This window comes from Streptomyces sp. NBC_01294 (genome assembly GCF_035917235.1).
GTDB lineage: Bacteria > Actinomycetota > Actinomycetes > Streptomycetales > Streptomycetaceae > Streptomyces > Streptomyces caledonius.
In genome coordinates this window covers 1,787,706-1,810,059 of sequence record NZ_CP108423.1, presented here as the reverse complement: position 1 = coordinate 1,810,059, position 22,354 = coordinate 1,787,706, and the positions used below count along the sequence as shown (strand labels likewise).

At 73.3% G+C, this 22,354-nt stretch carries 19 protein-coding genes; 12 read left to right on the top strand and 7 right to left on the bottom strand.

Annotated features, from left to right (window positions below):
- Positions 1 to 70: 70 nt before the first annotated feature.
- The 7 genes from OG534_RS08185 (at position 71) to OG534_RS08155 (ending at position 10,475) form a co-directional block, all read left to right on the top strand.
- Positions 71 to 1,573 carry a 3' terminal RNA ribose 2'-O-methyltransferase Hen1 gene (locus OG534_RS08185; RefSeq protein WP_326587418.1) on the top strand — a complete coding sequence of 501 codons (1,503 nt, stop codon included), beginning with the start codon at positions 71 to 73 and terminating at the stop codon, positions 1,571 to 1,573.
- Positions 1,570 to 4,179, top strand: coding sequence for a polynucleotide kinase-phosphatase (locus tag OG534_RS08180; RefSeq protein WP_326587417.1), 2,610 nt, complete (start codon positions 1,570 to 1,572; stop codon positions 4,177 to 4,179). The genes OG534_RS08185 and OG534_RS08180 overlap by 4 nt, the downstream gene beginning before the upstream one ends.
- Positions 4,180 to 4,335: 156 nt before the next feature.
- Positions 4,336 to 4,842 (top strand): hypothetical protein, encoded by a 507-nt coding sequence (locus OG534_RS08175; RefSeq protein WP_326587416.1) that lies wholly within the window; start codon positions 4,336 to 4,338, stop codon positions 4,840 to 4,842.
- Positions 4,843 to 4,888: 46 nt separating this feature from the next.
- A complete protein-coding gene (locus OG534_RS08170) occupies positions 4,889 to 6,118 on the top strand; it encodes an arginine deiminase (protein ID WP_326587415.1) in 1,230 nt (409 codons plus the stop codon).
- Between the two features lie 89 nt (positions 6,119 to 6,207).
- Positions 6,208 to 7,227, top strand: coding sequence for an ornithine carbamoyltransferase (gene argF, locus OG534_RS08165; RefSeq protein ID WP_326587414.1), 1,020 nt, complete (start codon positions 6,208 to 6,210; stop codon positions 7,225 to 7,227).
- 112 nt (positions 7,228 to 7,339) lie between these two features.
- Complete coding sequence (locus OG534_RS08160) at positions 7,340 to 8,167, top strand: enoyl-CoA hydratase family protein (protein ID WP_326587413.1); 828 nt, start codon at positions 7,340 to 7,342, stop codon at positions 8,165 to 8,167.
- 4 nt (positions 8,168 to 8,171) lie between these two features.
- Positions 8,172 to 10,475, top strand: coding sequence for a bifunctional salicylyl-CoA 5-hydroxylase/oxidoreductase (locus OG534_RS08155; RefSeq protein ID WP_326587412.1), 2,304 nt, complete (start codon positions 8,172 to 8,174; stop codon positions 10,473 to 10,475).
- 21 nt (positions 10,476 to 10,496) lie between these two features.
- Here the strand turns inward: OG534_RS08155 and OG534_RS08150 are convergent, their stop codons facing one another.
- The 3 genes from OG534_RS08150 to OG534_RS08140 form a co-directional block, all read right to left on the bottom strand.
- The gene (locus OG534_RS08150) at positions 10,497 to 11,336 is read right to left on the bottom strand and encodes a GNAT family N-acetyltransferase (protein WP_326587411.1); all 840 of its coding nucleotides are present in this window, start codon (positions 11,334 to 11,336) and stop codon (positions 10,497 to 10,499) included.
- Between the two features lie 123 nt (positions 11,337 to 11,459).
- Positions 11,460 to 12,257, bottom strand: a complete 798-nt coding sequence (locus OG534_RS08145; RefSeq protein ID WP_326587410.1) for a PaaX family transcriptional regulator — start codon at positions 12,255 to 12,257, stop codon at positions 11,460 to 11,462.
- Between the two features lie 4 nt (positions 12,258 to 12,261).
- Complete coding sequence (locus OG534_RS08140; protein ID WP_326587409.1) at positions 12,262 to 13,923, bottom strand: AMP-binding protein; 1,662 nt, start codon at positions 13,921 to 13,923, stop codon at positions 12,262 to 12,264.
- Between the two features lie 117 nt (positions 13,924 to 14,040).
- Here OG534_RS08140 and OG534_RS08135 point away from each other — a divergent pair, with 117 nt between their 5' ends.
- On the top strand, positions 14,041 to 15,258 hold the full coding sequence (locus OG534_RS08135; RefSeq protein WP_326587408.1) for an acyl-CoA dehydrogenase family protein: 1,218 nt from the start codon (positions 14,041 to 14,043) through the stop codon (positions 15,256 to 15,258).
- Positions 15,255 to 15,653 carry a RidA family protein gene (locus tag OG534_RS08130; protein WP_326587407.1) on the top strand — a complete coding sequence of 133 codons (399 nt, stop codon included), beginning with the start codon at positions 15,255 to 15,257 and terminating at the stop codon, positions 15,651 to 15,653. Before OG534_RS08135 ends, OG534_RS08130 begins: the two co-directional genes overlap by 4 nt.
- Positions 15,654 to 15,704: 51 nt before the next feature.
- Here the strand turns inward: OG534_RS08130 and OG534_RS08125 are convergent, their stop codons facing one another.
- The 3 genes from OG534_RS08125 to OG534_RS08115 all read right to left on the bottom strand — a co-directional run bounded on the left by OG534_RS08125 (position 15,705) and on the right by OG534_RS08115 (position 17,868).
- Positions 15,705 to 16,601, bottom strand: coding sequence for an RNA polymerase sigma-70 factor (locus OG534_RS08125; protein ID WP_326587406.1), 897 nt, complete (start codon positions 16,599 to 16,601; stop codon positions 15,705 to 15,707).
- A gap of 218 nt (positions 16,602 to 16,819) precedes the next feature.
- On the bottom strand, positions 16,820 to 17,032 hold the full coding sequence (locus OG534_RS08120; protein ID WP_326587405.1) for a tautomerase family protein: 213 nt from the start codon (positions 17,030 to 17,032) through the stop codon (positions 16,820 to 16,822).
- A 68-nt stretch (positions 17,033 to 17,100) separates the two neighbouring features.
- Positions 17,101 to 17,868 carry an SDR family NAD(P)-dependent oxidoreductase gene (locus OG534_RS08115; protein ID WP_326587404.1) on the bottom strand — a complete coding sequence of 256 codons (768 nt, stop codon included), beginning with the start codon at positions 17,866 to 17,868 and terminating at the stop codon, positions 17,101 to 17,103.
- A 111-nt stretch (positions 17,869 to 17,979) separates the two neighbouring features.
- Here OG534_RS08115 and OG534_RS08110 point away from each other — a divergent pair, with 111 nt between their 5' ends.
- From OG534_RS08110 to OG534_RS08100, 3 genes are all read left to right on the top strand, one after another.
- A complete protein-coding gene (locus tag OG534_RS08110; RefSeq protein ID WP_326587403.1) occupies positions 17,980 to 18,990 on the top strand; it encodes a LysR family transcriptional regulator in 1,011 nt (336 codons plus the stop codon).
- A 134-nt stretch (positions 18,991 to 19,124) separates the two neighbouring features.
- Positions 19,125 to 19,691 carry a hypothetical protein gene (locus OG534_RS08105; protein WP_326587402.1) on the top strand — a complete coding sequence of 189 codons (567 nt, stop codon included), beginning with the start codon at positions 19,125 to 19,127 and terminating at the stop codon, positions 19,689 to 19,691.
- Positions 19,692 to 19,803: 112 nt separating this feature from the next.
- Positions 19,804 to 20,730: a tetratricopeptide repeat protein gene (locus tag OG534_RS08100; protein WP_326587401.1), complete on the top strand. Its 927-nt coding sequence runs from the start codon at positions 19,804 to 19,806 to the stop codon at positions 20,728 to 20,730.
- 130 nt (positions 20,731 to 20,860) lie between these two features.
- Here OG534_RS08100 and OG534_RS08095 read toward each other — a convergent pair whose 3' ends face one another.
- A complete protein-coding gene (locus OG534_RS08095) occupies positions 20,861 to 22,231 on the bottom strand; it encodes an aminopeptidase P family protein (RefSeq protein WP_326587400.1) in 1,371 nt (456 codons plus the stop codon).
- Positions 22,232 to 22,354: the final 123 nt, after the last annotated feature.

Below are 22,354 nucleotides of genomic sequence, written 5' to 3'. Positions count from 1 at the left end.
GGCGCGCGCGGACGCCACACCCCATGAAAACCGCTGGCCCGAGCACCACCCGGCGGTCATGCTGAACCGCATGTTCCTTACGATCACCACCACCGGGACCGCCGAGAATCCGGCGACTGACCTGGGCTTTCTCCTGCACAAGCACCCGGACCGGGTTCGCGTGGAGAACCAGTCCCACGGCACCGCCCACGTGTTCTACCCCGAGGCCACGGCCGAGCGGTGCACGGCGGCCCTGCTGCTGGAGGTGGATCCCGTCGCGCTCGTGCGGCGCGGGCAGGGCAAGGGCCGGGGCGGGGCGCCCGACGCCGCGCTCGCGCAGTACGTCAACGACCGCCCGTACGCCGCGTCCTCGCTGCTCGCCGTCGCGCTGAGCGGGGTGTTCCGCACCGCGCTCAAGGGGCAGTGCGCCCTGCGCCCGGAACTGCCGGAGCAGGTGCGGCCGCTGCGCATCGAGATCCCGGTGCTGCCCGCGCGCGGCGGGGCGGAGCTGGTGCACCGCCTCTTCGGACCGCTCGGCTGGGACCTCGTACAGGCCGAGGCCGTACCGCTCGACGAGCAGTTCCCGGAGTGGGGGGACTCCCGCTACGTACGGCTCGTACTGGAGGGTGAACTGCGCCTCGCCGACGCCCTGCGCCAGCTCTACGTGCTGCTGCCGGTGCTCGACGACTCCAAGCACTACTGGATCGCCCCCGACGAGGTCGACAAGCTGCTGCGCGCCGGAGACGGCTGGCTCGCCGCCCACCCCGAGAACGGGCTGATCAGCTCGCGCTACCTGGCCCGCCACAAGCGGCTGACCCAGGACGCCATCGAGCGCCTGGAGCTGGTCCGCCTCGCCGAGGCCGACGGCAGCGAGGTCGAGGAGATCGACAACGCCGTGGACGAGACCCGGGACACGGAGGAGCGGCCCGTGCCGCTCGCCGTGCAGCGGCGCGATTCGATCCTCGCCGCGCTGCGCGGCGCGGGCGCCGCCCGGGTCCTGGACCTCGGATGCGGCCAGGGCCAGCTGGTGCAGGCCCTGTTCAAGGACGTGTCCTTCACCGAGATCGTCGGCATGGACGTGTCCGTGCGGGCCCTGAACATCGCGGCCAAGCGGCTGCGGCTGGAGCGGATGGGCGAGCGGCAGAGCGCGCGCGTCACGCTCCTGCAGGGCTCGCTCGCGTACACCGACAAGCGGCTGGCCGGCTACGACGCGGCCGTGCTCAGCGAGGTCATCGAGCACCTGGACCTGGAGCGGCTGCCCGCGCTGGAGTACGCGGTGTTCGGCTCGGCCCGCCCCCGTACGGTCCTCGTCACCACGCCGAACGTCGAGTACAACGTCCGCTGGGAGACCCTGCCCGCCGGGCACGTCCGCCACGGCGACCACCGCTTCGAGTGGACCCGCGAGGAGTTCCGCGCCTGGGCCGGCCAGGTCGCGCAGCGCCACGGCTACGAGGTGGCGTACGTCCCCATCGGGGACGACGACCCCGAGGTCGGTCCGCCGACCCAGATGGCCGTCTTCACCCAGACCGAGACCATCGGCACCACCGACACCATCGACACCACCGACACCCCGAAGGAGGGCGAGGCAGCATGACCGACACCACCGACACCACCGACACCACCGACACCACCGACACGACCAGCACCACCGGCACCGAGACCCACCGCACACGTGTACTTCCCGTCACCGACCTGTCCCTCGTCGTCCTGATCGGGGCCACCGGATCGGGCAAGTCCACCTTCGCCCGCAGGCACTTCAAGCCCACGGAGGTCATCTCCTCCGACTACTGCCGGGGCCTGGTCTCCGACGACGAGAACGACCAGAGCGCCAGCCGGGACGCCTTCGACGTCCTGCACTACATCGCCGGCAAGCGCCTCGCCGCCGGCCGCCTCACCGTCGTGGACGCCACCAGCGTCCAGGCGGACGCCCGCCGGCAGCTGGTCCAGCTCGCCCGCGCGCACGACGTCCTGCCCATCGCCATCGTGCTGGACATGCCGGAGCAGGTCTGCGCCGAGCGCAACGCGGCCCGCCCCGACCGGGCCGGCCTGCCGCGCGCGGTCATCCAGCGGCACCGCCGCGACCTGCGGCGCTCGCTGCGCGGCCTGGAGCGCGAGGGCTTCCGCAAGGTCCACGTGCTGCGGTCCGTCGAGGAGGCCGAGACCGCCGAGGTGGTGCTGGAGAAGCGGTTCAACGACCTTACCCACCTCACCGGCCCCTTCGACATCGTCGGCGACATCCACGGCTGCGCCTCCGAGCTGGAGACCCTGCTCGCCAAGCTCGGCTACGCGGACGGGGTCCACCCCGAGGGCCGCACCGCCGTCTTCGTCGGCGACCTGGTCGACCGCGGCCCCGACAGCCCGGGCGTCCTGCGCCGCGTCATGGGCATGGTGAAGTCCGGCAACGCCCTGTGCGTGCCCGGCAACCACGAGAACAAGCTCGGCCGTTACCTGAAGGGCTCCAAGGTCCAGCGCACCCACGGTCTCGCCGAGACCATCGAGCAGCTGGAGAAGGAGCCGCCGGAGTTCGTCGAGGAGGTACGGGAGTTCATTCGCGGCCTCGTCAGCCACTACGTCCTCGACGGCGGCAGGCTGGTGGTCTGCCACGCCGGGCTGCCCGAGAAGTACCACGGCCGCACCTCCGGCCGGGTCCGCTCGCACGCCCTGTACGGGGACACCACCGGCGAGACGGACGAGTTCGGCCTGCCGGTGCGCTACCCGTGGGCCGAGGACTACCGCGGCAAGGCCGTCGTGGTCTACGGCCACACCCCGGTCCCGAACACCGCCTGGATCAACAACACCATCTGCCTGGACACCGGCGCGGTCTTCGGCGGGAAGATGACCGCCCTGCGCTGGCCCGAGCGCGAACTGGTCGACGTACCGGCCGAGAAGGTCTGGTACGAGCCGACGCGCCCGCTCGCCGCCGAGGCCCCGGGCGGCCACGACGGCCGTCCGCTCGACCTGGCCGACGTCCACGGGCGCCGGATCGTCGAGACCCGGCACCTGGGCAACGTCAACGTGCGCGAGGAGAACGCGGCGGCGGCCCTGGAGGTCATGAGCCGCTTCGCCGTGGACCCGCGGCTGGTCCCGTACCTGCCGCCGACCATGGCACCGACCGCGACCTCGCGCGAGGACGGCTACCTGGAGCACCCGGCCGAGGCCTTCGCCCAGTACCGCAAGGACGGCATCGCCCAGGTGGTGTGCGAGGAGAAGCACATGGGCTCCCGCGCCACCGTCCTGGTCTGCAAGGACGCCGACGCGGCCCGCGAGCGCTTCGGCGTCGACGGCCCGACCGGCTCCGTCTACACCCGCACCGGGCGGCCCTTCTTCAAGGATCCGGAGGTCACCGAGGAGGTCCTCACCCGGCTGCGCTCGGCGGTCACCGGCGCCGGCCTCTGGGAGGAGCTCGGCACGGACTGGCTGCTGCTCGACGGTGAACTGCTGCCCTGGTCGCTCAAGTCCACCGGCCTGCTGCGCAACCAGTACGCCGCCGTGGGCGCCGCCTCCGGCGCCGTCTTCCCAGGCGCCATCGCCGCCCTGGAGGCGGCCGCCGCGCGGGGCGTCGACACCGGCGCGCTGCTGGCGCGCCAGCGGGACCGGGCCACCGACGCGGCCGCCTTCACCGACGCCTACCGGCGCTACTGCTGGACCACCGACGGGCTGGACGGCGTACGGTTCGCGCCGTTCCAGCTGCTGGCGGCGGCCGGGCGGTCGCTGGCCGCGGTACCCCACGACGAGCAGCTGTTCTGGCTGGACCGGCTGGTCGCCGCGGACGAGGCGGCCGGTACCGGGCTGCTGCGCCGCACCGGCCGGATCCTGGTCGACACCGCGGACGAGGACTCCGTACGGGCGGGCACCGACTGGTGGCTGGAGCTGACGGCCGCCGGCGGCGAGGGCATGGTCGTCAAGCCGCTCCAGGCGTACGCCCGGGACGGCAAGGGCCGCCTGGTGCAGCCCGGGGTCAAGGTCCGCGGACGCGAGTACCTGCGGATCATCTACGGTCCGGAGTACACCCGCCCCGACCACCTGGAGCGGCTGCGCGAGCGCTTCCTCGGGCACAAGCGCTCGCTCGCCCTGCGCGAGTACGCGCTCGGGCTGGAGGCGCTGGACCGGCTGGCGGCCGAGGAGCCGCTGTGGCGGGTCCACGAGGCCGTGTTCGCGGTGCTCGCGCTGGAGTCGGAGCCGGTCGACCCCCGGCTCTGAGGGGGCGCGGCGTAAAGGCGGCACCCCCGTACGGCCGCTAATTAGGTCGTATGGGGGAACTTTCGCGGAGAACTCCGGGAAAACCACCGGCGGGATCGTTCATCCAGGGCAGCGGAATGTCCGCGACCCTGGAAGGACGGAACATCACCTATGAAGATGACCGCGCGCGGAAGCATTGCGGCGCTCATGACCTGTATGGCCGCGGCCGGCGCGGCCACTCCGGCCGTGGCCGACTCGGTCCCGGTCGGTGTCCCGCTCGACGCCGTGAGGACCACGCTGGGAGTGGACACCCCCCGCGTGGCCACCGGAGTGCCGGTCCCGGTCGTCGGCGCTCCCGAGGCGCCGGTCCACCACAAGGGGGACATGCTCCCCACCCCGCTCCTTCCCACGGTCCCGATCGCCACCGAGCTCGGCAACACCCTCGTCACCTCGCCGGTGCCGAACCTGCTGGGCAAGCCGGAGACGGACGGCGAGGGCTCCCTGGACGCCCCGGCCAGTACCGTGCGCACCCGGACGCCCGGGCTGGTCCTCGGCTCCCCGCTGACGATGCCGGACGGCTCCAACTTCGGCCTGCCGAACCTGACCAAGCCCGAACTGGGCCTCGTCGCACCGGAACTGACCGGAACGCCCACCGCGCTTTTGGGCCTCGGCACCCCCCGCTGAGCCGACGCCGCGTCAAAAAGCCGTTCGGTCTGGGAACGTGTACGGCATGGGATTCCATGTCGACTCCGAGACCGGGCGGCTTCGCCGCGTCATCCTCCACCGGCCCGACCTGGAGCTGAAGCGGCTCACACCGAACAACAAGGACGCGCTCCTCTTCGACGACGTGCTGTGGGTGCGCCGGGCCCGCCAGGAGCACGACGGCTTCGCGGACGTGCTGCGGGACCGGGGTGTGGAGGTCCACCTCTTCGGTGACCTGCTGTGCGAGGCCCTCGACATCCCGGAGGCGAGACACCTCGTACTGGACCGGGTGTTCGACGAGAAGGAGTACGGGCCGCTCGCCACCGACCACCTGAGGTCGGTCTTCGACGGGCTGCCGTCGACCGAGCTGGCGGAGGCGCTGGTCGGCGGGATGACCAAGCGGGAGTTCCTGGACCGGCACGCGGAGCCGGTGTCCGTGCGCTTCCACGCCCTGGATCTGGACGACTTCCTGCTGGGCCCGCTGCCCAACCACCTCTTCACCCGGGACACCTCCGCCTGGATCTACGACGGGGTGTCCATCAACGCGATGCGCTGGCCGGCCCGGCAGCGCGAGACCGTCCACTTCGAGGCGATCTACAAGCACCACCCGCTCTTCACCACCTCCGGCGCCTTCCACTACTGGTCGCAGGGGCAGGTGGACTACCCCTCCACCATCGAGGGCGGGGACGTGCTCGTCATCGGCAACGGCGCGGTGCTGATCGGGATGAGCGAGCGGACCACGCCGCAGGCGGTGGAGATGCTGGCGCGGGGCCTGTTCGCCGCCGGTTCGGCGACCTCGATCGTGGCGCTCGACATGCCGAAGCACCGGGCCTTCATGCACCTGGACACGGTGATGACGATGGTCGACGGAGATACGTTCACTCAGTACGCCGGGCTCGGGATGCTCCCCTCCTACACGATCGAGCCGGGCGACGGGGCGCACGACCTGAGGGTGACCGACCACCCGGCGGAGCAGATGCACCGGGCCGTGGCGGCGGCGCTCGGTCTGGACTCGATCCGGGTGCTGACCGCGACCCAGGACGTGCACTCGGCGCAGCGCGAGCAGTGGGACGACGGGTGCAACGTGCTCGCCGTGGAGCCGGGGGTGGTGGTCGCGTACGAGCGGAACGTGACGACCAACACGCACCTGCGCAAGCAGGGCATCGAGGTGATCGAGATCCCGGGCAGTGAGCTGGGGCGGGGCCGGGGCGGGCCGCGCTGCATGAGCTGTCCGGTCGAACGGGACGCGGTGGCCTGACGGCGGACCCGATAGAGGGTCTGTATATCAATACGGAGGATCGTATAGACTTCCATCATCCCCTGTCACCGTGACGCTGGAGCGACCCCATGGCCACCGACCTCACAGGCCGCAGTTTTCTCAAGGAGCTCGACTTCACGGCCGCCGAGTTCCGCGGCCTGATCGAGCTCGCCGCCGATTTGAAGGCGGCCAAGAAGGCCGGGGTCGAGCAGCGCCTGCTCCAGGGCAGGAACATCGCGTTGATCTTCGAGAAGACCTCGACGCGGACCCGCTGCGCCTTCGAGGTCGCCGCCGCGGACCAGGGCGCCCACACCACCTACCTCGACCCCGCCGGCTCCCAGATGGGCCACAAGGAGTCGGTCCGGGACACCGCGCGGGTGCTCGGCCGGATGTTCGACGGGATCGAGTACCGCGGTGACAGCCAGGAGGCCGTCGAGCAGCTCGCCGTCCACTCCGGCGTGCCCGTCTTCAACGGCCTCACCGACGACTGGCACCCCACTCAGATGCTGGCCGACGTCCTCACCATGACCGAGCACAGCACCAAGCCGCTGCACCGGATCGCCTTCGCCTACCTCGGCGACGCCCGCTTCAACATGGGCAACTCCTACCTCGTGACCGGCGCGCTGCTGGGCATGGACGTACGGATCGTCGCGCCCAGGGCGTACTGGCCGGCCGAGTCGGTGGTGGCCGCGGCGCGGGCGCTCGCGGCGGAGAGCGGCGCCCGGATCACCCTGACCGAGGAGGTCGCCGAGGGGGTCTCCCGGGCGGACTTCGTCGTGACCGACATCTGGGTGTCCATGGGGGAGCCCAAGGAGGTCTGGGACGAGCGGATCGCGGCGCTGTCCCCGTACGCCGTGACCATGGACGTGCTGCGCGCCACCGGGAACCCGGACGTGAAGTTCATGCACTGCCTGCCGGCCTTCCACGACCTCGGCACCAAGGTGGCACGGGAGATCCATGAGCGGCACGGGCTCGAATCGCTGGAGGTCACGGACGAGGTGTTCGAGTCGGAGCACTCCATCGTCTTCGACGAGGCCGAGAACCGGCTGCACACCATCAAGGCCGTGCTCGTCGCCACGCTCCGCCGCCCCGGCCGGAGTGACGCATAGTCATACGCCGGCCGGAGGGGTCCACCGCGCGGACAGGGTGAACCACACCGCCTCGGACGAACGTGTCGCGTTTCTGTGACGGCAGTCACGATCTGGTGATACCGTCGATCGTGTGAGCCCCTTCACCGGTTCCACACCAGCGACCGAACGGTGGCACCACCTCCGGGTCACCCGGCAGGACGGCGTCGCCACCGTCACCTTCGACCGCCCCGAGAAGCTGAACGCGCTCACCTTCGGCGCCTACGCCGACCTGCGTGATCTGCTCACCGAACTGTCCCGCGAGCGTTCCGTGCGCGCCCTCGTCCTGGGCGGCGAGGGGCGCGGTTTCTGCTCCGGCGGGGACGTGGACGAGATCATCGGTGCCACCCTCGCCATGGACACCGCCCAGCTCCTCGACTTCAACCGGATGACCGGCCAGGTGGTGCGCGCCATCCGCGAATGCCCCTTCCCGGTGATCGCCGCCGTGCACGGGGTGGCCGCGGGAGCCGGCGCCGTCCTCGCGCTCGCCGCAGACTTCCGGATCGCCGACCCCACCGCCCGCTTCGCCTTCCTCTTCACCCGCGTCGGTCTCTCCGGCGGTGACATGGGCGCCGCGTACCTGCTGCCCCGGGTCGTCGGCCTCGGCCACGCCACCCGGCTGCTGATGCTCGGAGAGCCCGTACGCGCCCCCGAGGCCGAGCGGATCGGCCTGCTCAGCGAGCTCACCGAGGAGGGCAAGGCCCACGTACGGGCCGCCGAACTCGCCGCGCACCTGGCGTCGGGCCCCGCCCTCGCCTACGCGCAGACCAAGGCGCTGCTCACCGCCGAGCTCGACATGCCGCTGGCGGCGTCCGTGGAACTGGACGCCGCCACCCAGGCCCTGCTGATGAACGGCCAGGACTACGCGGAGTTCCACGCGGCCTTCACCGGGAAGCGGCCGCCGGAGTGGAAGGGCAGGTAGCCACATGTCCGCGGGTTCCATGCGGGTAGCCGTCATCGGCGGGGGACCGGGCGGGCTGTACGCCGCCGCGCTGCTGGCCCGCCAGGGCCACACCGTCGAGGTCTGGGAACGGGGTGCGCCGGACGAGACCTTCGGCTTCGGCGTGGTCCTCTCCGACGAGACCCTCGGCGGCATCGAGCGCGGCGACACCGTGGTCCACGCCGCGCTGAGCGCCGAGTTCGTGCGCTGGGACGACGTGGACGTCGTGCACCGGGGCCGGCTGCTGACCTCCGGCGGCCACGGCTTCGCGGCCGTCGGGCGGCGCCGGCTCCTGGAGATCCTGCACGAGCGCTGCGCCGGGCTCGGCGTCCGGCTCCGCTTCCGTACCGGGCCGGTGACCGCCGCCGCGCTCGCGGCCTCGTACGACCTGGTGGTCGCGGCGGACGGCGTGCACAGTGCGACCCGGGAGGCGGGGGCCGCCCACTTCGGGCCGACCGTCACGGGCGGCCGCTGCCGCTACATCTGGCTCGCCGCCGACTTCGCCTTCGACGCCTTCCGCTTCGAGATCGCGGAGACCGAGCACGGCGTGATGCAGCTGCACGCCTACCCGTTCGCCCGCCCGTCGCCCGACCACCACCCCTCATCGGGGCCCTCCGGGCCGCACAGCCCATTCGGCGCCTCCACCGTGATCGTGGAGATGCGGGAGGAGGTGTGGCGGGAGGCCGGCTTCGACCTGTGCGACGAGATCGAGTCCGCGGCCCGCTGCGCCAAGATCTTCAGCGAGGCCCTGCGCGGGCGGCCGCTGCACGGCAACCGCTCGGCATGGACGCAGTTCCGTACCGTCGTCAACGCGCGCTGGTCCCACGGCAACGTGGTGCTGCTCGGCGACGCGGCCCACACCGCGCACTTCTCCATCGGGTCCGGCACCAAACTGGCGGTCGAGGACGCCCTCGCCCTGGCCGGGGCCCTGGCCGCGGAGGACGGCGTACCGCAGGCCCTCGCCGCGTACGAGACGGCGCGGCGGCCCGCGGTCGCCAGCACCCAGCGGGCGGCGGCCGCCAGCATGCGGTGGTTCGAGGAGATCTCCGGCTACGTGGAGCAGCCCGCCCGGCAGTTCGCCTTCAACCTGCTCACCCGCAGCCGCCGCGTCACCCACGACAACCTGCGGCTGCGCGACGAACGGTTCACCCGGGCCGTGGAACGCGACTTCGGCTGCCCGGACGACGCCACCCCGCCCATGTTCACCCCCCTCACCCTGCGCGGCCTGACCCTGCGCAACCGGGTCGTCGTCTCACCGATGGACATGTACTCGGCCGAGGAGGGCGTGCCGGGAGACTTCCACCTCGTCCACCTGGGCGCCCGCGCCCTCGGCGGCGCCGGCCTGGTGATGACGGAGATGGTCTGCACCAGCGCCGAGGGCCGGATCACCCCCGGCTGCGCCGGCCTCTACACCCAGGAGCAGGCGGCGGCCTGGAAGCGGATCGCCGACTTCGTGCACACCTCCGCGCCCGGCACCGCGCTCGGCGTCCAGCTCGGGCACGCGGGCCGCAAGGGATCGACGCGGGTGATGTGGGAGGGCATGGACGACCCCCTCCCGGAGGGCAACTGGCCGCTCGTGGCCGCCTCCGGGCTGCCCTACCGGCCGGGCGTCTCGGCGGTCCCGCGCGCCCTGACGCGCGCCGACATGACGGCGCTGCGCTCCGAGTTCGCGGCCGCCGCCGTCCGGGCCGCCGACTGCGGATTCGACCTCCTCGAACTGCACTGTGCCCACGGCTACCTGCTCTCCGGGTTCCTTTCCCCGCTGACCAACCACCGGGACGACGCCTACGGCGGGCCCCTGGAGAACCGCCTGCGCTTCCCGCTGGAGGTCTTCGACGCGGTCCGCGCGGTCTGGCCCGGGGACCGCCCGATGACGGTGCGGCTGTCGGCCACCGACTGGGCGCCCGGCGGCACCTCGCCCGAGGAGGCCGTGGAGATCGCGGCCGCCTTCGCCGCCCACGGCGCGGACGCCGTCGACGTCTCGACCGGCCAGGTGGTCGCGGACGAGACCCCGGAGTACGGGCGCTCGTACCAGACCCCGTTCGCCGACCGGATCCGCAACGCGCTCGGCGTCCCCGTCATCGCGGTCGGCGCCATTTCCTCCTGGGACGACGTGAACTCCCTGCTGCTGGCCGGCCGCGCCGACCTCTGCGCGCTCGGCCGCCCCCACCTCTACGACCCCCACTGGACGCTGCACGCGGCCGCCGACCAGTCCTACGAGGGGCCGGGCGCCCCCTGGCCCGCCCCCTACCGCGCGGGCAGCCGCAAGCCCCCGACGGGCCGCGGCTGAGGCCGGTTCGGCGGCCGGGCCTCACACGGGGACGACCACGGCGCGGTCCTCGACCGGGGTGTACCCCAGGCGCTGGTAGACGCCGTTGCTGGTGGGGTTGGCCAGGTCCGTGAAGAGGAGCACCTCCGAGGCGCCGGCCGCGTACGCCGCTTCGCTCGCCGCGTGGGTGACCCCGGCGGCGTAGCGACGGCCGCGCTCCCCGGGCGGGGTGTAGACCGGGCCGACGCGGCAGGCCGCGCCGATCGGGCGGGAGAAGGACGCCAGCGAGACGGGGGTTCCGGCGTGCTCCCACAGCAGGGTCCCGCCGTACGAGAGCCGGTCGCGCAGCGAGGCCTCGGAGGCGGGTCTCGGAATACCCAGCTCCACGTGGAAGGCCTCGATCCACTCCCGGAGCAGCGGGAGGTCCGCCCCGGTGGCGGGCCGGGCCCGCCCGGCCGGGGCGGGATCCGGGGCTACCAGGCCGGCCAGCCGGTACAGACGGAGGTCCTCGGCGATCCGGCCCGGCCGCCCCCAGGCCCCGGCCAGCGCCTCCGCGTCCGGGCGCCGGGCGTTGAACCCGGGGATCCCGGCGAGCAGCGGCTCGGTGACGAGCGCGTCCCCCAGCGCCCGGACCGCCTCTTGCGGCACCACGCCGAGCACCATCGGGAACGGCGGCGTGCACAGCAGTGCGCCGGCGACGGCCCCGTCGGCCCCGGTCCACCAGCCGAAGAGGGGAGCGCCGGAGCCGTAGGCGGCGGGCCCGCGCCGCTCCAGCCCGTCGGTCACGGTCAGCAGGAGGGTGTTGGAGACGGGCCGCGCGGCCACGGCCGGGCCCGCCGCGGCCCGATAGGCGGCGAGGTCTGAGGTGAAGGTCCAGGTCATGACCCATCCTGGCGAGGCGCGCAGGCCCCGCGCATCCGGATTTCCCGGGCGCCGGGGCCCGTCTCGTCGATCAGGCAGGGATCAGGCCGGGAGCATGCCGGGCCCGGCGCGCGCTCCGGCCTCTCACGGCTGCGCGAACCGCGCACCCGGTTCCCGCAGCCGCGCGTGCAGGTCGGCGAAGACGGCCGCCGACCGGTCGCCCGGCCAGTCCGCGGGCAGCAGCTCGCGCGGCAGGCCCGGGTCGGCGTACGGCAGGCGGCGCCAGGAGTCCAGGGCGAGGAGGTGGCCGCGGTAGGCCTCCTCCGGGGTCGGCTCCGGGCCCGAGTGGAGGGCGCGCAGAGCGGGTTCGTGCAGGTCGAGGAACTCCTCGTGCTGCTTGGCCAGGGACGCCAGGTCCCACCAGCGGGCCACCGCCTCGGCGGTCGGGGCGAAGCCGAGGTGCGCGCCGCGGAAGAGTTCCACGTACGGGGTCAGGTGCAGGCGCTCCAGCGTGTGCGCGGTCTCCTCCGACAGCCGGGCCGGGGCGATCCAGACGCCCGGCGCCACCGCGCCGAACCCGAGCCGGGCCAGCCGGGAGCGCAGCAGGTGCCGCTTGTGCCGTTCCTGCTCCGGCACGGAGAACACCGCCACCAGCCACTCGTCCGACAGCTGCGGGCTGCCGTAGATCCGGCGGTCGCCGTCGTCCAGCAGCTGCCGCGCCTCGTCGGAGAGCCCGTACGCCGCCGAGCCGTCCGCCGCCCGCTCGGGCAGCAGGAAGCCGCGCCGCTTCAGCCGGGACACCGACGAGCGGACCGACGGGGCGTCCACGCCGACCGCTCCCAGCAGGCGGATCAGCGCGGACACCGGGACCGGGCCCTCGAAGGCCCGCCCGTAGGCTCCGTAGAACGTGACGATCAGGGATCGCGGGGTGTGCTCGGCCACGGCTTCACTCTAGGACCTGTCGGGCGGGGTCGGGCCGGGCCCCGGGCTCCCGCAGGCGGAAGCGCTGCAGCTTGCCCGTCGCGGTACGGGGGAGTGCGGGCAGGAAGACGAAGGAGCGCGGGCACTTGTGCGGGGCCAGCTCCGCCCGCATGAAGGTGCGCAGGACCTCCTCCGTCAGCACCACGCCCTCGCGCGCGACGGTGTACGCCACCACGATCTGCCCGCGTCGCTCGTCCGGGCGGCCCACCACCGCCGCCTCCACCACGTCCGGGTGGCGCAGCAGGGCCTCCTCCACCTCCGGGCCGGCGATGTTGTACCCCGCCGAGACGATCATGTCGTCGGCCCGGGCGACGTACCGGAAGTAGCCCTCCGGATCGCGCACGTAGGTGTCGCCGGTCAGGTTCCAGCCGTCTCGTACGTACTCCCGCTGCCGGGGATCGGCCAGGTAGCGGCAGCCCACCGGGCCGCGCACGGCCAGCAGCCCCGGCTCGTCGTCCGCGACCGGCCGCCCGGACCGGTCCACCACGCGGGCCTGCCAGCCCGGGACCACCCGCCCGGTCGTACCGGGCCGGATGTCCTCGTCGGCGGAGGAGATGAAGATGTGCAGCAGCTCGGTCGCCCCGATGCCGTTGATGATCCGCAGGCCCGTGCGCTCGTACCAGGCCTGCCAGGTGGCGGCGGGCAGGTTCTCCCCGGCCGACACGCAGCGGCGCAGCGAGGACAGGTCGTAGGCGCCCACGTCGTACGGGCCCAGCGCGTCCAGCATCGTCCGGTACGCGGTGGGCGCGGTGAACAGCACGGTCACCCGGTGCTCCGCGAGCGCGGGCAGCAGCCGGCGCGGCACCGCGTCCTCCAGCAGCAGCGCGGACGCGCCGGCCCGCAGCGGGAAGACGACCAGCCCGCCGAGGCCGAAGGTGAACCCGAGCGGCGGACTGCCCGCGAAGACGTCGTCCGGGCGGGGGCGCAGCACGCTGCGGGAGAAGGTGTCGGCGACGGCGAGCAGGTCGCGGTGGAAGTGCATGCAGCCCTTGGGCTGCCCGGTGGTCCCGGAGGTGAAGGCGATCAGCGCGACGTCGTCCGCGGAGGTCGGCGCGGCCGGGAACGGCTCGCGGTGTCTCTCGGCCAGCCGGAGCAGATCGTCCGGGGCCCCGCCGCCGTACGCGGTGATCCGCAGCCCCGGCACCTCGGCCTTCACCAGGTCGTCCAGCACGTCCGCGTGGCACAGCGCGTGCCCCACGCGGGCCATCGCGCACACCGTGGCCAGCTCCTGCGCGCGCTGCTGGGGCAGCACGGTGACCGCCACCGCGCCCGCCTTCATCACCGCGAGCCAGCAGGCGGCGAGCCAGGGGCCGGTGGGCCCGCGCAGGAGCACGCGGTTGCCCGGGACGACACCGAGGTCGGCGGTGAGCACGTGGGCGAGGCGGTCCACGCGCTCGCGCAGTCCGCCGTACGTCCACACCTCGCCCGCGGTGCTGCGGATCGCCGGACGGTCGGCGCCCCCGGGCCCGAACCGGGCGATGGTGGCGTCGAGGAGCTCGGACCCGCAGTTCAGCCGGTCCGGGTAGGCCAGTTCGGGCAGATCGAAGACAAGCTCCGGCCAGGTGTCCGCGGGTGGCAGATGGTCACGGGCGAAGGTGTCGATGTGAGCGGAAGGGTTGAGGTCCAAGGCGGGTCGCCCCCTGCAGCGGTCCGGAATGGGTGGAGCCGGCCGTGCTGTTGCCCCACGAGCGTATCGTGATGGTGACGGCAGTCAACAGGACGCGATAGATGCGGGGACATTCGGATGACCGGATTCGCGCTCGGGGTGGACCAGGAGGAGTGGTGCGGGCAGTTGCGCGCACTGGCGGCCGATCGGCTCAGGCCGCTGGCCGAGAAGGGGGAACCGGGAAAGGTCAACCGGCCGCTGCTGGCGGCGCTGGGCGAGCTGGGCCTGCTGCAGCGGGTGTTCGCCTCGGGCGCGCTGGAACTGTGCCTGCTGCGGGAGTCCCTCGCCTACGGCTGTACGGAGGCCGAGACGGCCCTCGCGCTCCAGGGGCTCGGGGCGTACCCGGTCCTGCGGGCGGGGAGCGAGGCGCAGCGGGAGCGCTGGCTGCCGCAGGTGCGCGCCGGGCGGGCGGTGGCGGCCTTCGCGCTGAGCGAGCCGGGGGCGGGCTCGGACGCGGCCGCGCTGGCGCTGGCGGCCGAGCCCGACCCGGCCGCCCGGGGCGGCTGGCGGCTCAGCGGCGAGAAGCGCTGGATCTCCAACGCCCCGGAGGCGGACTTCTACACGGTGTTCGCCCGAACGGGTGAAGGGCCGGGCGCGAAGGGGGTGTCGGCCTTCCTGGTCCCGGCGGACCGCCCCGGACTCTCCGGTGAACCGCTGGACATGCTGTCCCCGCACCCCATCGGCTCCCTGTCCTTCGACGGGGTCCCGGTCGGCCCGCGGGACCTGCTCGGCGAGCCCGGGCGGGGCTTCCGCGTCGCGATGGACACCCTGAACCTCTTCCGGCCGAGCGTCGGCGCGTTCGCGGTGGGCATGGCCCGGGCCGCGCTGGACGCGACGCTCGCGTACACGGCGGGCCGGGCGGCGTTCGGCGGCACGTTGAGCGACCTCCAGGCGGTGGCGCACCGGGTGGCCGAGATGGCCACCCGCACGGAGGCGGCCCGGCTGCTGGTGTACGCGGCGGCCGGGGCCTACGACCGGGGAGCGGCGGACGTCCCGCGGCACGCGGCGATGGCGAAGCTGCTCGCCACCGAGACGGCCCAGTACGTGGTGGACCACGCGGTCCAACTGCACGGAGCGGTCGCCCTCCAGCGGGGCCACCTGCTCGAACACCTCTACCGGGAGGTACGGGCGCCGCGGATCTACGAGGGGGCGAGCGAGGTGCAGCGCACGATCATCGCGAAGGAGCTGTACGCGGCCCTGCCCGGGACGCAGAACGGCGCGCTGCCCGGGGCTCCGGCGGGGCCACTGCCCGGGGAACCGTCCGGGGAACTGTCGGGGGAGGTGGCCGCGCGATGAGTCTCGACCGGATCAATCCGGAGGAGCTGTCGCCCGCGACCGGCTTCTCGCACGCGGTCGCGGCGACCGGATCCCGGCTGGTGTTCCTGGCCGGCCAGACCGCGCTGGACGGCTCGGGCAAGGTGGTGGGGGAGGGCCTGGCGGAGCAGTTCGAGGTGGCGCTGGCCAACCTCCTGGCCGCCCTCGCCGCGGCGGGCGGCGCCCCGGCGGACCTGGCCCGGGTCACCGTGTACGCGGTGGACGTGGCGGCGTACCGGGAGAGGGCGGGCGAACTGGGCCGGATCTGGCGGAGATTGGCGGGCCGGGACTATCCGGCGATGGCCGTGATCGGAGTGGTCCGGCTCTGGGACGAGCAGGCCATGGTGGAACTCGACGGGGTCGCCGTCCTGCCGTAGCGGTGGGGGCGGTGCCCCGGCAGGTCCGGCCTGCCGGGGATCCGCCCCCGGTCACCGCAGGGTGAGCGGGGTCTCGGAGGCGACGCGCGAGAGCTTCTCCGGGTTGCGGACGTAGTAGAGGCCGATGATGCGGCCGTCCTCGACGCGGACCGCCATGATGCCGTCGATCACCCCGTCCAGGTGGACGACGAGGGCCGGGCTGCCGTTGACCACGGTGGGGGCGAGCGTGATCGGGCTCTTGTTCTTGCCGAGGCCGCCGATCATGAAGCGGGCCACCTTGTCGGCGCCGGCGATCGGCCGCAGCGCGGCCTGCTTGATGCCGCCGCCGTCGCTCATCAGCACGACGTCCGGGGCGAGCACGTCGAGGAGGCCCTGCGGGTCGCCGGTCTCGAGGACGCGCCGGAACGACTCCAGGGCCTCCCGGGTCTGGCGGGCGGAGACCGTCCGGCGGGGTCGGCGGGCGTCGACGTGCTTGCGGGCGCGGTGCGCGATCTGGCGGACGGCCGCGGGGCTCTTGCCGACGGCGGCCGCGATCTCGTCGTAGTCGACGTCGAACACCTCGCGCAGGACGAAGACGGCGCGCTCGGTCGGCGACAGCGTTTCGAGGACGAGCATCAGCGCCATCGACACGCTCTCGGCGAGCAGGGCGTCCTCGGCCACGTCGGGCGCGGTGAGCAGCGGCTCGGGCAGCCATGGGCCGACGTAGGCCTCCTTGCGGCGGCTCATCGTGCGCAGCCGGTTGAGCGACTGCCGGGTCGTGATCCGGACCAGGTAGGCGCGCTGGTCGCGCACCTGCTCCAGGTCGACCTCGATCCAGCGCAGCCAGGTCTCCTGGAGCACGTCCTCGGCGTCGGCCGCCGAACCGAGCATCTCGTAGGCGACGGTGAAGAGCAGGTTGCGGTGGGCGACGAACGTCTCGGTCGCCGCGCCGGCGGCCCGGTCGCTCATGTCCCGATCTCCGTCCTGGGCGGCCGGCCCTGGTCGCCGGCGGTCGTGAAGCGTGCATCCACGGCAAGGTCCTCACGGTGTTCTCGTACATGATGTCCCCTTCGCTTCGAGGGGTACGGCCTCAAGACACCGCGTGACCGAACGCTGTGACAGCTTGTGAGCCAGGTCACCCCGGCCGGCGGCGGTGGGCCGCCGGCCGTGGGGGCCGGCCGTGGGAGCTAGCCGCGTGCGCGGTTGCGGCGGCGGTACTCCTCCGTCGGGACGCCGCCGATGCCCCAGTCCTCCAGGTCGACCTCGTCGATGAGGACGAAGGTGGTGGACGGGTCCTTGTCGAGGACCCTGACCAGCAGGTCGGTCACGCCGGCGATGATCTCGGCCTTCTGGGCGGCGGTGGCGCCTTCGCGGGTGATCTTGACGTTGACGTACGGCACGGTGTGGATGTCCTTCCGGTGGAGGGGCGGGGGGTCGGCGGGGCGGGGGGGCGGGGGGTCGGAGGGGCTCAGGCGCGGCCGGTGACGTGGCCGCCGTCCACGCGCAGGGCGTGGCCCGTGACGAACCGGGCGCCCGCGAGGTAGAGCACCGCCTCGGAGACGTCGGAGACCTCGCCGACGCGGTTCAGCAGGGCGAGCCCGCCGAAGGAGTCCACGTCGGAGCCCGCGTGCAGCGGCGTGCGGATGATGCCGGGTGACACGAGGTTGACGCGGATGCCGTCGGCGGCGAGCTCTGCGGCCAGGCTGGTCGTCAGCGCGTGCACGCCGCCCTTGCTGACCACGGGCGCGGAGGACGGGAAGCCCGCCAGCCCGTGGTCCACCAGGACGGTGCCGATGTTGACGATGCTGCCGCCCCGGCCCTGTGCGCGCAGCGCCCGTACCACCGCCTGGGTGGTCAGGTAGGTCCCCTTGAGGTTGCCGGTCAGGAATCCGTCGAGCTCGTCCTCGGTGACCTCGGTGAAGGGCTTGGGGGCGAAGGTGCCCGCGTTGTTGACCAGGACGTCGATGCCGCCGAAGCGGTCGAGCGCGGTGCGGACGAGGGCCTCGCCGGTCGCCGGATCGGCGATCGAGCCCGCGACCCACGCGGTCCGCTCCGGGTGGCCGAGGCCGGCCGCGGCCTTGGCGAGGCGGTCGGCGTCCCGGCCGCCCAGGACGACGCTGGCGCCGCTCGCCAGGAAGGCGCGGGCGATGTCCAGGCCGATGCCGCTGGAAGAGCCGGTGACGAGAGCGGTGGTGGTGGGGGTGGTGGTGCCGGTGGGGGTGGCGGTGTCGGTCATGAGGCGTGTGCCTTTCGCGGCGGGTCGGTTCGTCCTGCTGACACCGGAAACCTACGAACTCTCAACCCATAACACCACGACGGAAATTGGAGCATGTCATAATCCCGCGTTATGGATGTGGACCTGCGTGACCTGGAACTCCTGGACGCCACCGCCGAGGCCGGCTCGCTGACCGCGGCCGCCGAGCGGCTCTACGTGAGCCAGCCCGCGCTCAGCCAGCGGCTCACCCGGCTGGAGGCCCGCCTGGGCATGCCCCTCTTCGACCGCAAGGGCCGCCGCCTGGTCCCCAACGCCGCGGGCCGCCGCCTGCTGGTCGCGGCCCGCCACGTCCTCGGCGAACTGGCATCGGCCTCCCGGGACCTGCGGGAGCTGCGCGACGGGCGCGACCGGCGGGTCCGCTTCACCGCGCAGTGCAGCACGACCTTCCCCTGGCTGCCGCCGGTGCTCCGCGCCTTCCGCGAGCGCGAGCCGGACATCGACGTGCGCATCGAGACCGTCCCCGACGACGCGCCGATCCCGGCGCTGCTCGCCGACCTGGTCGACGTCGCCCTGGTCACCAAGCCGGACCTGCAGATGGACCGGGTGTCGCTGACCAGGCTGTTCGAGGACGAGATGGTGGCCGTGGTGCCCGCCGGGCACCCGTGGGCCTCGCGCGCGCACCTGACCGCCCGTGACTTCGACGGCGCCGACCTGGTCCTCTACGACTTCTACGACCAGAAGCGCATCCCGTCGATGCCGCTGCCGATCCCCGCCGGGGCCCGCCCGGCCCGGATCACCACCATGCCGGTGGTGACCGACCTGGTGGTCGAGATGGTGGCGGGCGGCCAGGGCGTGACGGTGCTGCCCAACTGGGTGGCCGCCCCGTACGCGGCCTCGCACGACCTCGCCCTCGTCCGCATCGGCGCACGGCCGCTGACCCGCACCTGGTTCTGCGCCACCCGGACCGGACCGCGCCCGCCCCATCTGGAGGCGTTCGTCGAGGAGCTCACGTCCCGGCTCAAGGCCCCCGCGTCGCGGAACAGGACGCGCCCGGCACCTGACGGGTCGGCCGGCGGCCCACCGGCAGGTCCGCCGGCGCGTCCGCACGGGATGCGGCCCGCCGATCCCTGGTGTGGACTCTGAGTGCCGAGTGCCGAGTGCCGAGTGCCGAGTGCCGAGTGCCGAGAGTGGAGGAACACGCCGATGTCGCCGAGGTCCTGGACCTCATCCGAACGGCCTCCGGCCCGGTCTGGGCGCGGCCGCGGCACGGGTGCTCCATGACGCAGAAGCAGAACAAGGCGCGCGCCGGCGCCAACGAGCGGCCACGGCAGCACGGGACCGCCTTCGCCGCGCTCTGGGGAGCACTGATCGGCGCCCTGGCCGGCCTCACGGGAAGCACGCTCGCCTACTTCGAAGCCAAGGACACGCACCGCGAGGAGACCCACGCACGGCGGGCGGACATCCGGCGGGCCGCCTACGTCGAACTTGCGGCGAGCACGAACAAGTACGTGCAGCAGGCCACCCAGCTGCTGACCGTGAGCCTCGACCCCGCCAAGAGTCCGGAGCAGAGGCAACGTCAGTTCGAGGACAAGTTCGCCCCGGCCAACACCGACCTCTCGCGGGCCCTCACCACGGTGCGCCTCGTGACGACGCCGGAGGGCAGGAGCGACCTGAAGGAGATCGAAGCCCGCTCCGCCCAGGTGGGGGCCATGGCGACCGGGTACCCCGAGGGTCCCGAAGGCGTCGACCTGAAGAAGACCGACGCCGAGTTCGATGCGGCGGTGCGGCGGCAACTGGCGGCGCTGCAGACCTTCATGGACAGAGCCGCCGACGAATCGCTGTGACGGGACGGCCGCGAGACCGGCCGCGAGACCGGCGGGGCCGGCATCGTCCGAGTGGCGTAGGCCGGGGCCCGAGCTGTCGCCTTCGGTGCGGGATCCCCCCAGGATCGAAGGCATGCGATGGCGAAGGAAGCGCGGGGAGCCCGAGCGGGAGCCGTACCGGGCGACGGCGACGCCCTCGCCGGGCGAAGAGCGTCCCGAGGCGAGCCCGGCCGGGCTGGAAGGTGCCGCCGCGGCCGGCGACCCGGATGCCATGTACGACCTCGGCGTCCTGCTGGCCGATCACGGGGACACCGAGGGGGCCCGCGGCTGCTACCGGCGTGCCGCCGAAGCCGGTCACCTCGGCGCCATGGGTGACCTGGGTTGCCTGCTGTTGACGGAGCAGGACGTCGAGGGAGCCGGCGCCTGGTTCCGGCGTGCCGCCGAGGCCGGCGACCCCGGTGCCATGAGCAACCTCGGCGCCGTGCTGGCGGACCGGGGGGATACCGAGGAAGCCCACGCCTGGTGGCTGCGTGCCGCGACGCAGGGGCACTCCACCGCCATGTGCAACCTCGGCGTCCTGCTGGCCCGGCAAGGGGACTCCGCGGGAGCCCGCCTCTGGTACGGGCAGGCCGCCGACGCGGGCAACACCGACGCCATGCACCACCTCGGCTCCCTGCTGGAAGAGCAGGGGGACGCGGAGGCAGCCGAGACCTGGTACGAGCGGGCCGGCCTGACGGGCCACCCCGTCGCCTTGTTCAAACGCGGGGTCCTGCGCTACCAGGGGGGCGATGCCGACGGCGCCCGCGTGTGCTGGGAGCTCGCCGCCGACCGCGGCGACGCGCCCTCCATGTTCAATCTCGGCGCCCTGGACAACGAGCAAGGGGATGCCGAGGGGGCGATCGCGTGGTTCGTGCGGGCCGCGGAGGCCGGCGGGACCGACGCCATGCGCCTCCTCGGCTCCCTGCTGGAAGACGAGGGGGACGCCGAGGGAGCTCGATTCTGGTACGAGCGCGCCGAAGAGGCCGGCGACCCGGGGCACGAGCAACCCGGTGAAGGATGACGACGTGAACCCCCGGCCCCGGGCTGATCGGCAAGACGGGCCGGGTCCTGGGTTGTGTCGTCAAAGTCCCGTCTGGCCGGCGGGGCCAGGCACGCCCTTCGGGCGGCCGACGCTGCTTTGACGACACGCCCTAGCCCTCCAGCAGCCGGCCCATCCACTCCTCGATGCCGGCGACCGTGCGCGGCAGCGCGCCCGACATCAGGCGTGCGCCGTCCGCCGTGATGACCAGGTCGTCCTCGATGCGGACGCCGATGCCCCGCAGCTCCGCCGGGAGGGTCTCGTCGTCGGGCTGCAGGTACAGGCCCGGCTCCACCGTCAGGACCTGGCCCTCCTCCAGGATTCCGTCCAGGTACGTCTCCGCCCGCGCCTTCGCGCAGTCGTGCACGTCCAGCCCGAGCATGTGGCCGCTGCTGCACAGCGTGTAGCGCCGGTGCAGGTCGCCCTCCGCGTCCTTCAGGACGCCCCACTCCGCCAGGCCCTCCGCGATCACCCGCATCCCGGCCCGGTGGAAGTCCCCGAAGCTCGCCCCCGGGCGCAGCGCCGCGATGCCCGCCTCCTGGGCGGCGAGGACCAGCTCGTACACCTGCCGCTGGACGGGGGAGAAGCGGCCCGACAGCGGGAGGGTGCGGGTGATGTCCGCCGTGTAGAGGGTGTCCGTCTCCACGCCCGCGTCCAGCAGGAGCAGGTCGTCCCCGTTCAGCCGGCCGTCGTTGCGGATCCAGTGCAGGGTGCACGCGTGGGCGCCCGACGCCGCGATCGTCTCGTACCCGGTGCCGTTGCCCTCGGCGCGGGCGCGCAGGCCGAAGACGCCCTCGATCCACCGCTCCCCGCGCGGGTGCGCCAGGGCGCGCGGCAGGGCCCGTACGACGTCCTCGAAGCCCGCCGCCGTGTGGTCGACGGCCAGTTGGAGCTGCTCGACCTCCCAGGCGTCCTTCACCAGGCGCAACTCCGCGAGCGCGCAGGCGAGTTCCGCGTCGGAGGCGGCGTTGCGGCCTGCCGCTGATCCGAGCCCGTCCAGGTGTGCGCAGCGGATGCCGGTGAGGCGTTCCGCCTCCGCCAGGTCCGGCCGGCGGCCCACCCAGAACTCCCCGTACCGGCGGTCCCGGTAGAACTCCCCGTCGCCCTCCGCCCGCGGCGAGCGCGGCCGCAGGTACAGCACCGCCTCGTGGGCGTGCGGGCCCGACGGCTCCATGACCAGGACGTGGCCGGCCTGGTCCTCACCCGTGAGGCCCGTCAGCCAGGCGTACGCACTGTGCGGGCGGAAGCGGTGGTCGCAGTCGTTGGAGCGGACCTTCAGCTCGCCGGCCGGGACGATCAGACGCTCTCCCGGGAAGCGGGCCGAGAGCCGTGCCCGGCGGGCCGGGGTCACCGCGTGGCCGGGGACGCGCGCCGTGTCGGGCAGGGGGGACGCGGCCCAATCGCCCGCCATGTACCGGGACAACTCGGGGGACACCGGGCGGTCGTGACTGCCCGTGTTGAGGCGGGCGGAGGCATCGGCCACGAGGGCTCCTTCAAGAAAGATGCGAACTGGTGGGCGCACAGGTCTTGTCAGTGCAATTTCACATTACTATGTTACAGCTCACACCGCGGCACGTTAACCCCCGTCAAATGCCGTGTGACGCAG

Coding starts and splice junctions, on each gene's coding strand:
- OG534_RS08180 (WP_326587417.1), top strand. CDS start 1,570: ATGACCGACACCACCGACACCACCGACACCACCGACACCACCGACACG.
- OG534_RS08185 (WP_326587418.1), top strand. CDS start 71: ATGTTCCTTACGATCACCACCACCGGGACCGCCGAGAATCCGGCGACT.
- OG534_RS08125 (WP_326587406.1), bottom strand. CDS start 16,601: ATGAGCGACCGGGCCGCCGGCGCGGCGACCGAGACGTTCGTCGCCCAC.
- OG534_RS08110 (WP_326587403.1), top strand. CDS start 17,980: ATGGATGTGGACCTGCGTGACCTGGAACTCCTGGACGCCACCGCCGAG.
- OG534_RS08170 (WP_326587415.1), top strand. CDS start 4,889: ATGGGATTCCATGTCGACTCCGAGACCGGGCGGCTTCGCCGCGTCATC.
- OG534_RS08175 (WP_326587416.1), top strand. CDS start 4,336: ATGACCGCGCGCGGAAGCATTGCGGCGCTCATGACCTGTATGGCCGCG.
- OG534_RS08115 (WP_326587404.1), bottom strand. CDS start 17,868: ATGACCGACACCGCCACCCCCACCGGCACCACCACCCCCACCACCACC.
- OG534_RS08155 (WP_326587412.1), top strand. CDS start 8,172: ATGTCCGCGGGTTCCATGCGGGTAGCCGTCATCGGCGGGGGACCGGGC.
- OG534_RS08150 (WP_326587411.1), bottom strand. CDS start 11,336: ATGACCTGGACCTTCACCTCAGACCTCGCCGCCTATCGGGCCGCGGCG.
- OG534_RS08100 (WP_326587401.1), top strand. CDS start 19,804: ATGCGATGGCGAAGGAAGCGCGGGGAGCCCGAGCGGGAGCCGTACCGG.
- argF (WP_326587414.1), top strand. CDS start 6,208: ATGGCCACCGACCTCACAGGCCGCAGTTTTCTCAAGGAGCTCGACTTC.
- OG534_RS08130 (WP_326587407.1), top strand. CDS start 15,255: ATGAGTCTCGACCGGATCAATCCGGAGGAGCTGTCGCCCGCGACCGGC.
- OG534_RS08135 (WP_326587408.1), top strand. CDS start 14,041: ATGACCGGATTCGCGCTCGGGGTGGACCAGGAGGAGTGGTGCGGGCAG.
- OG534_RS08105 (WP_326587402.1), top strand. CDS start 19,125: ATGACGCAGAAGCAGAACAAGGCGCGCGCCGGCGCCAACGAGCGGCCA.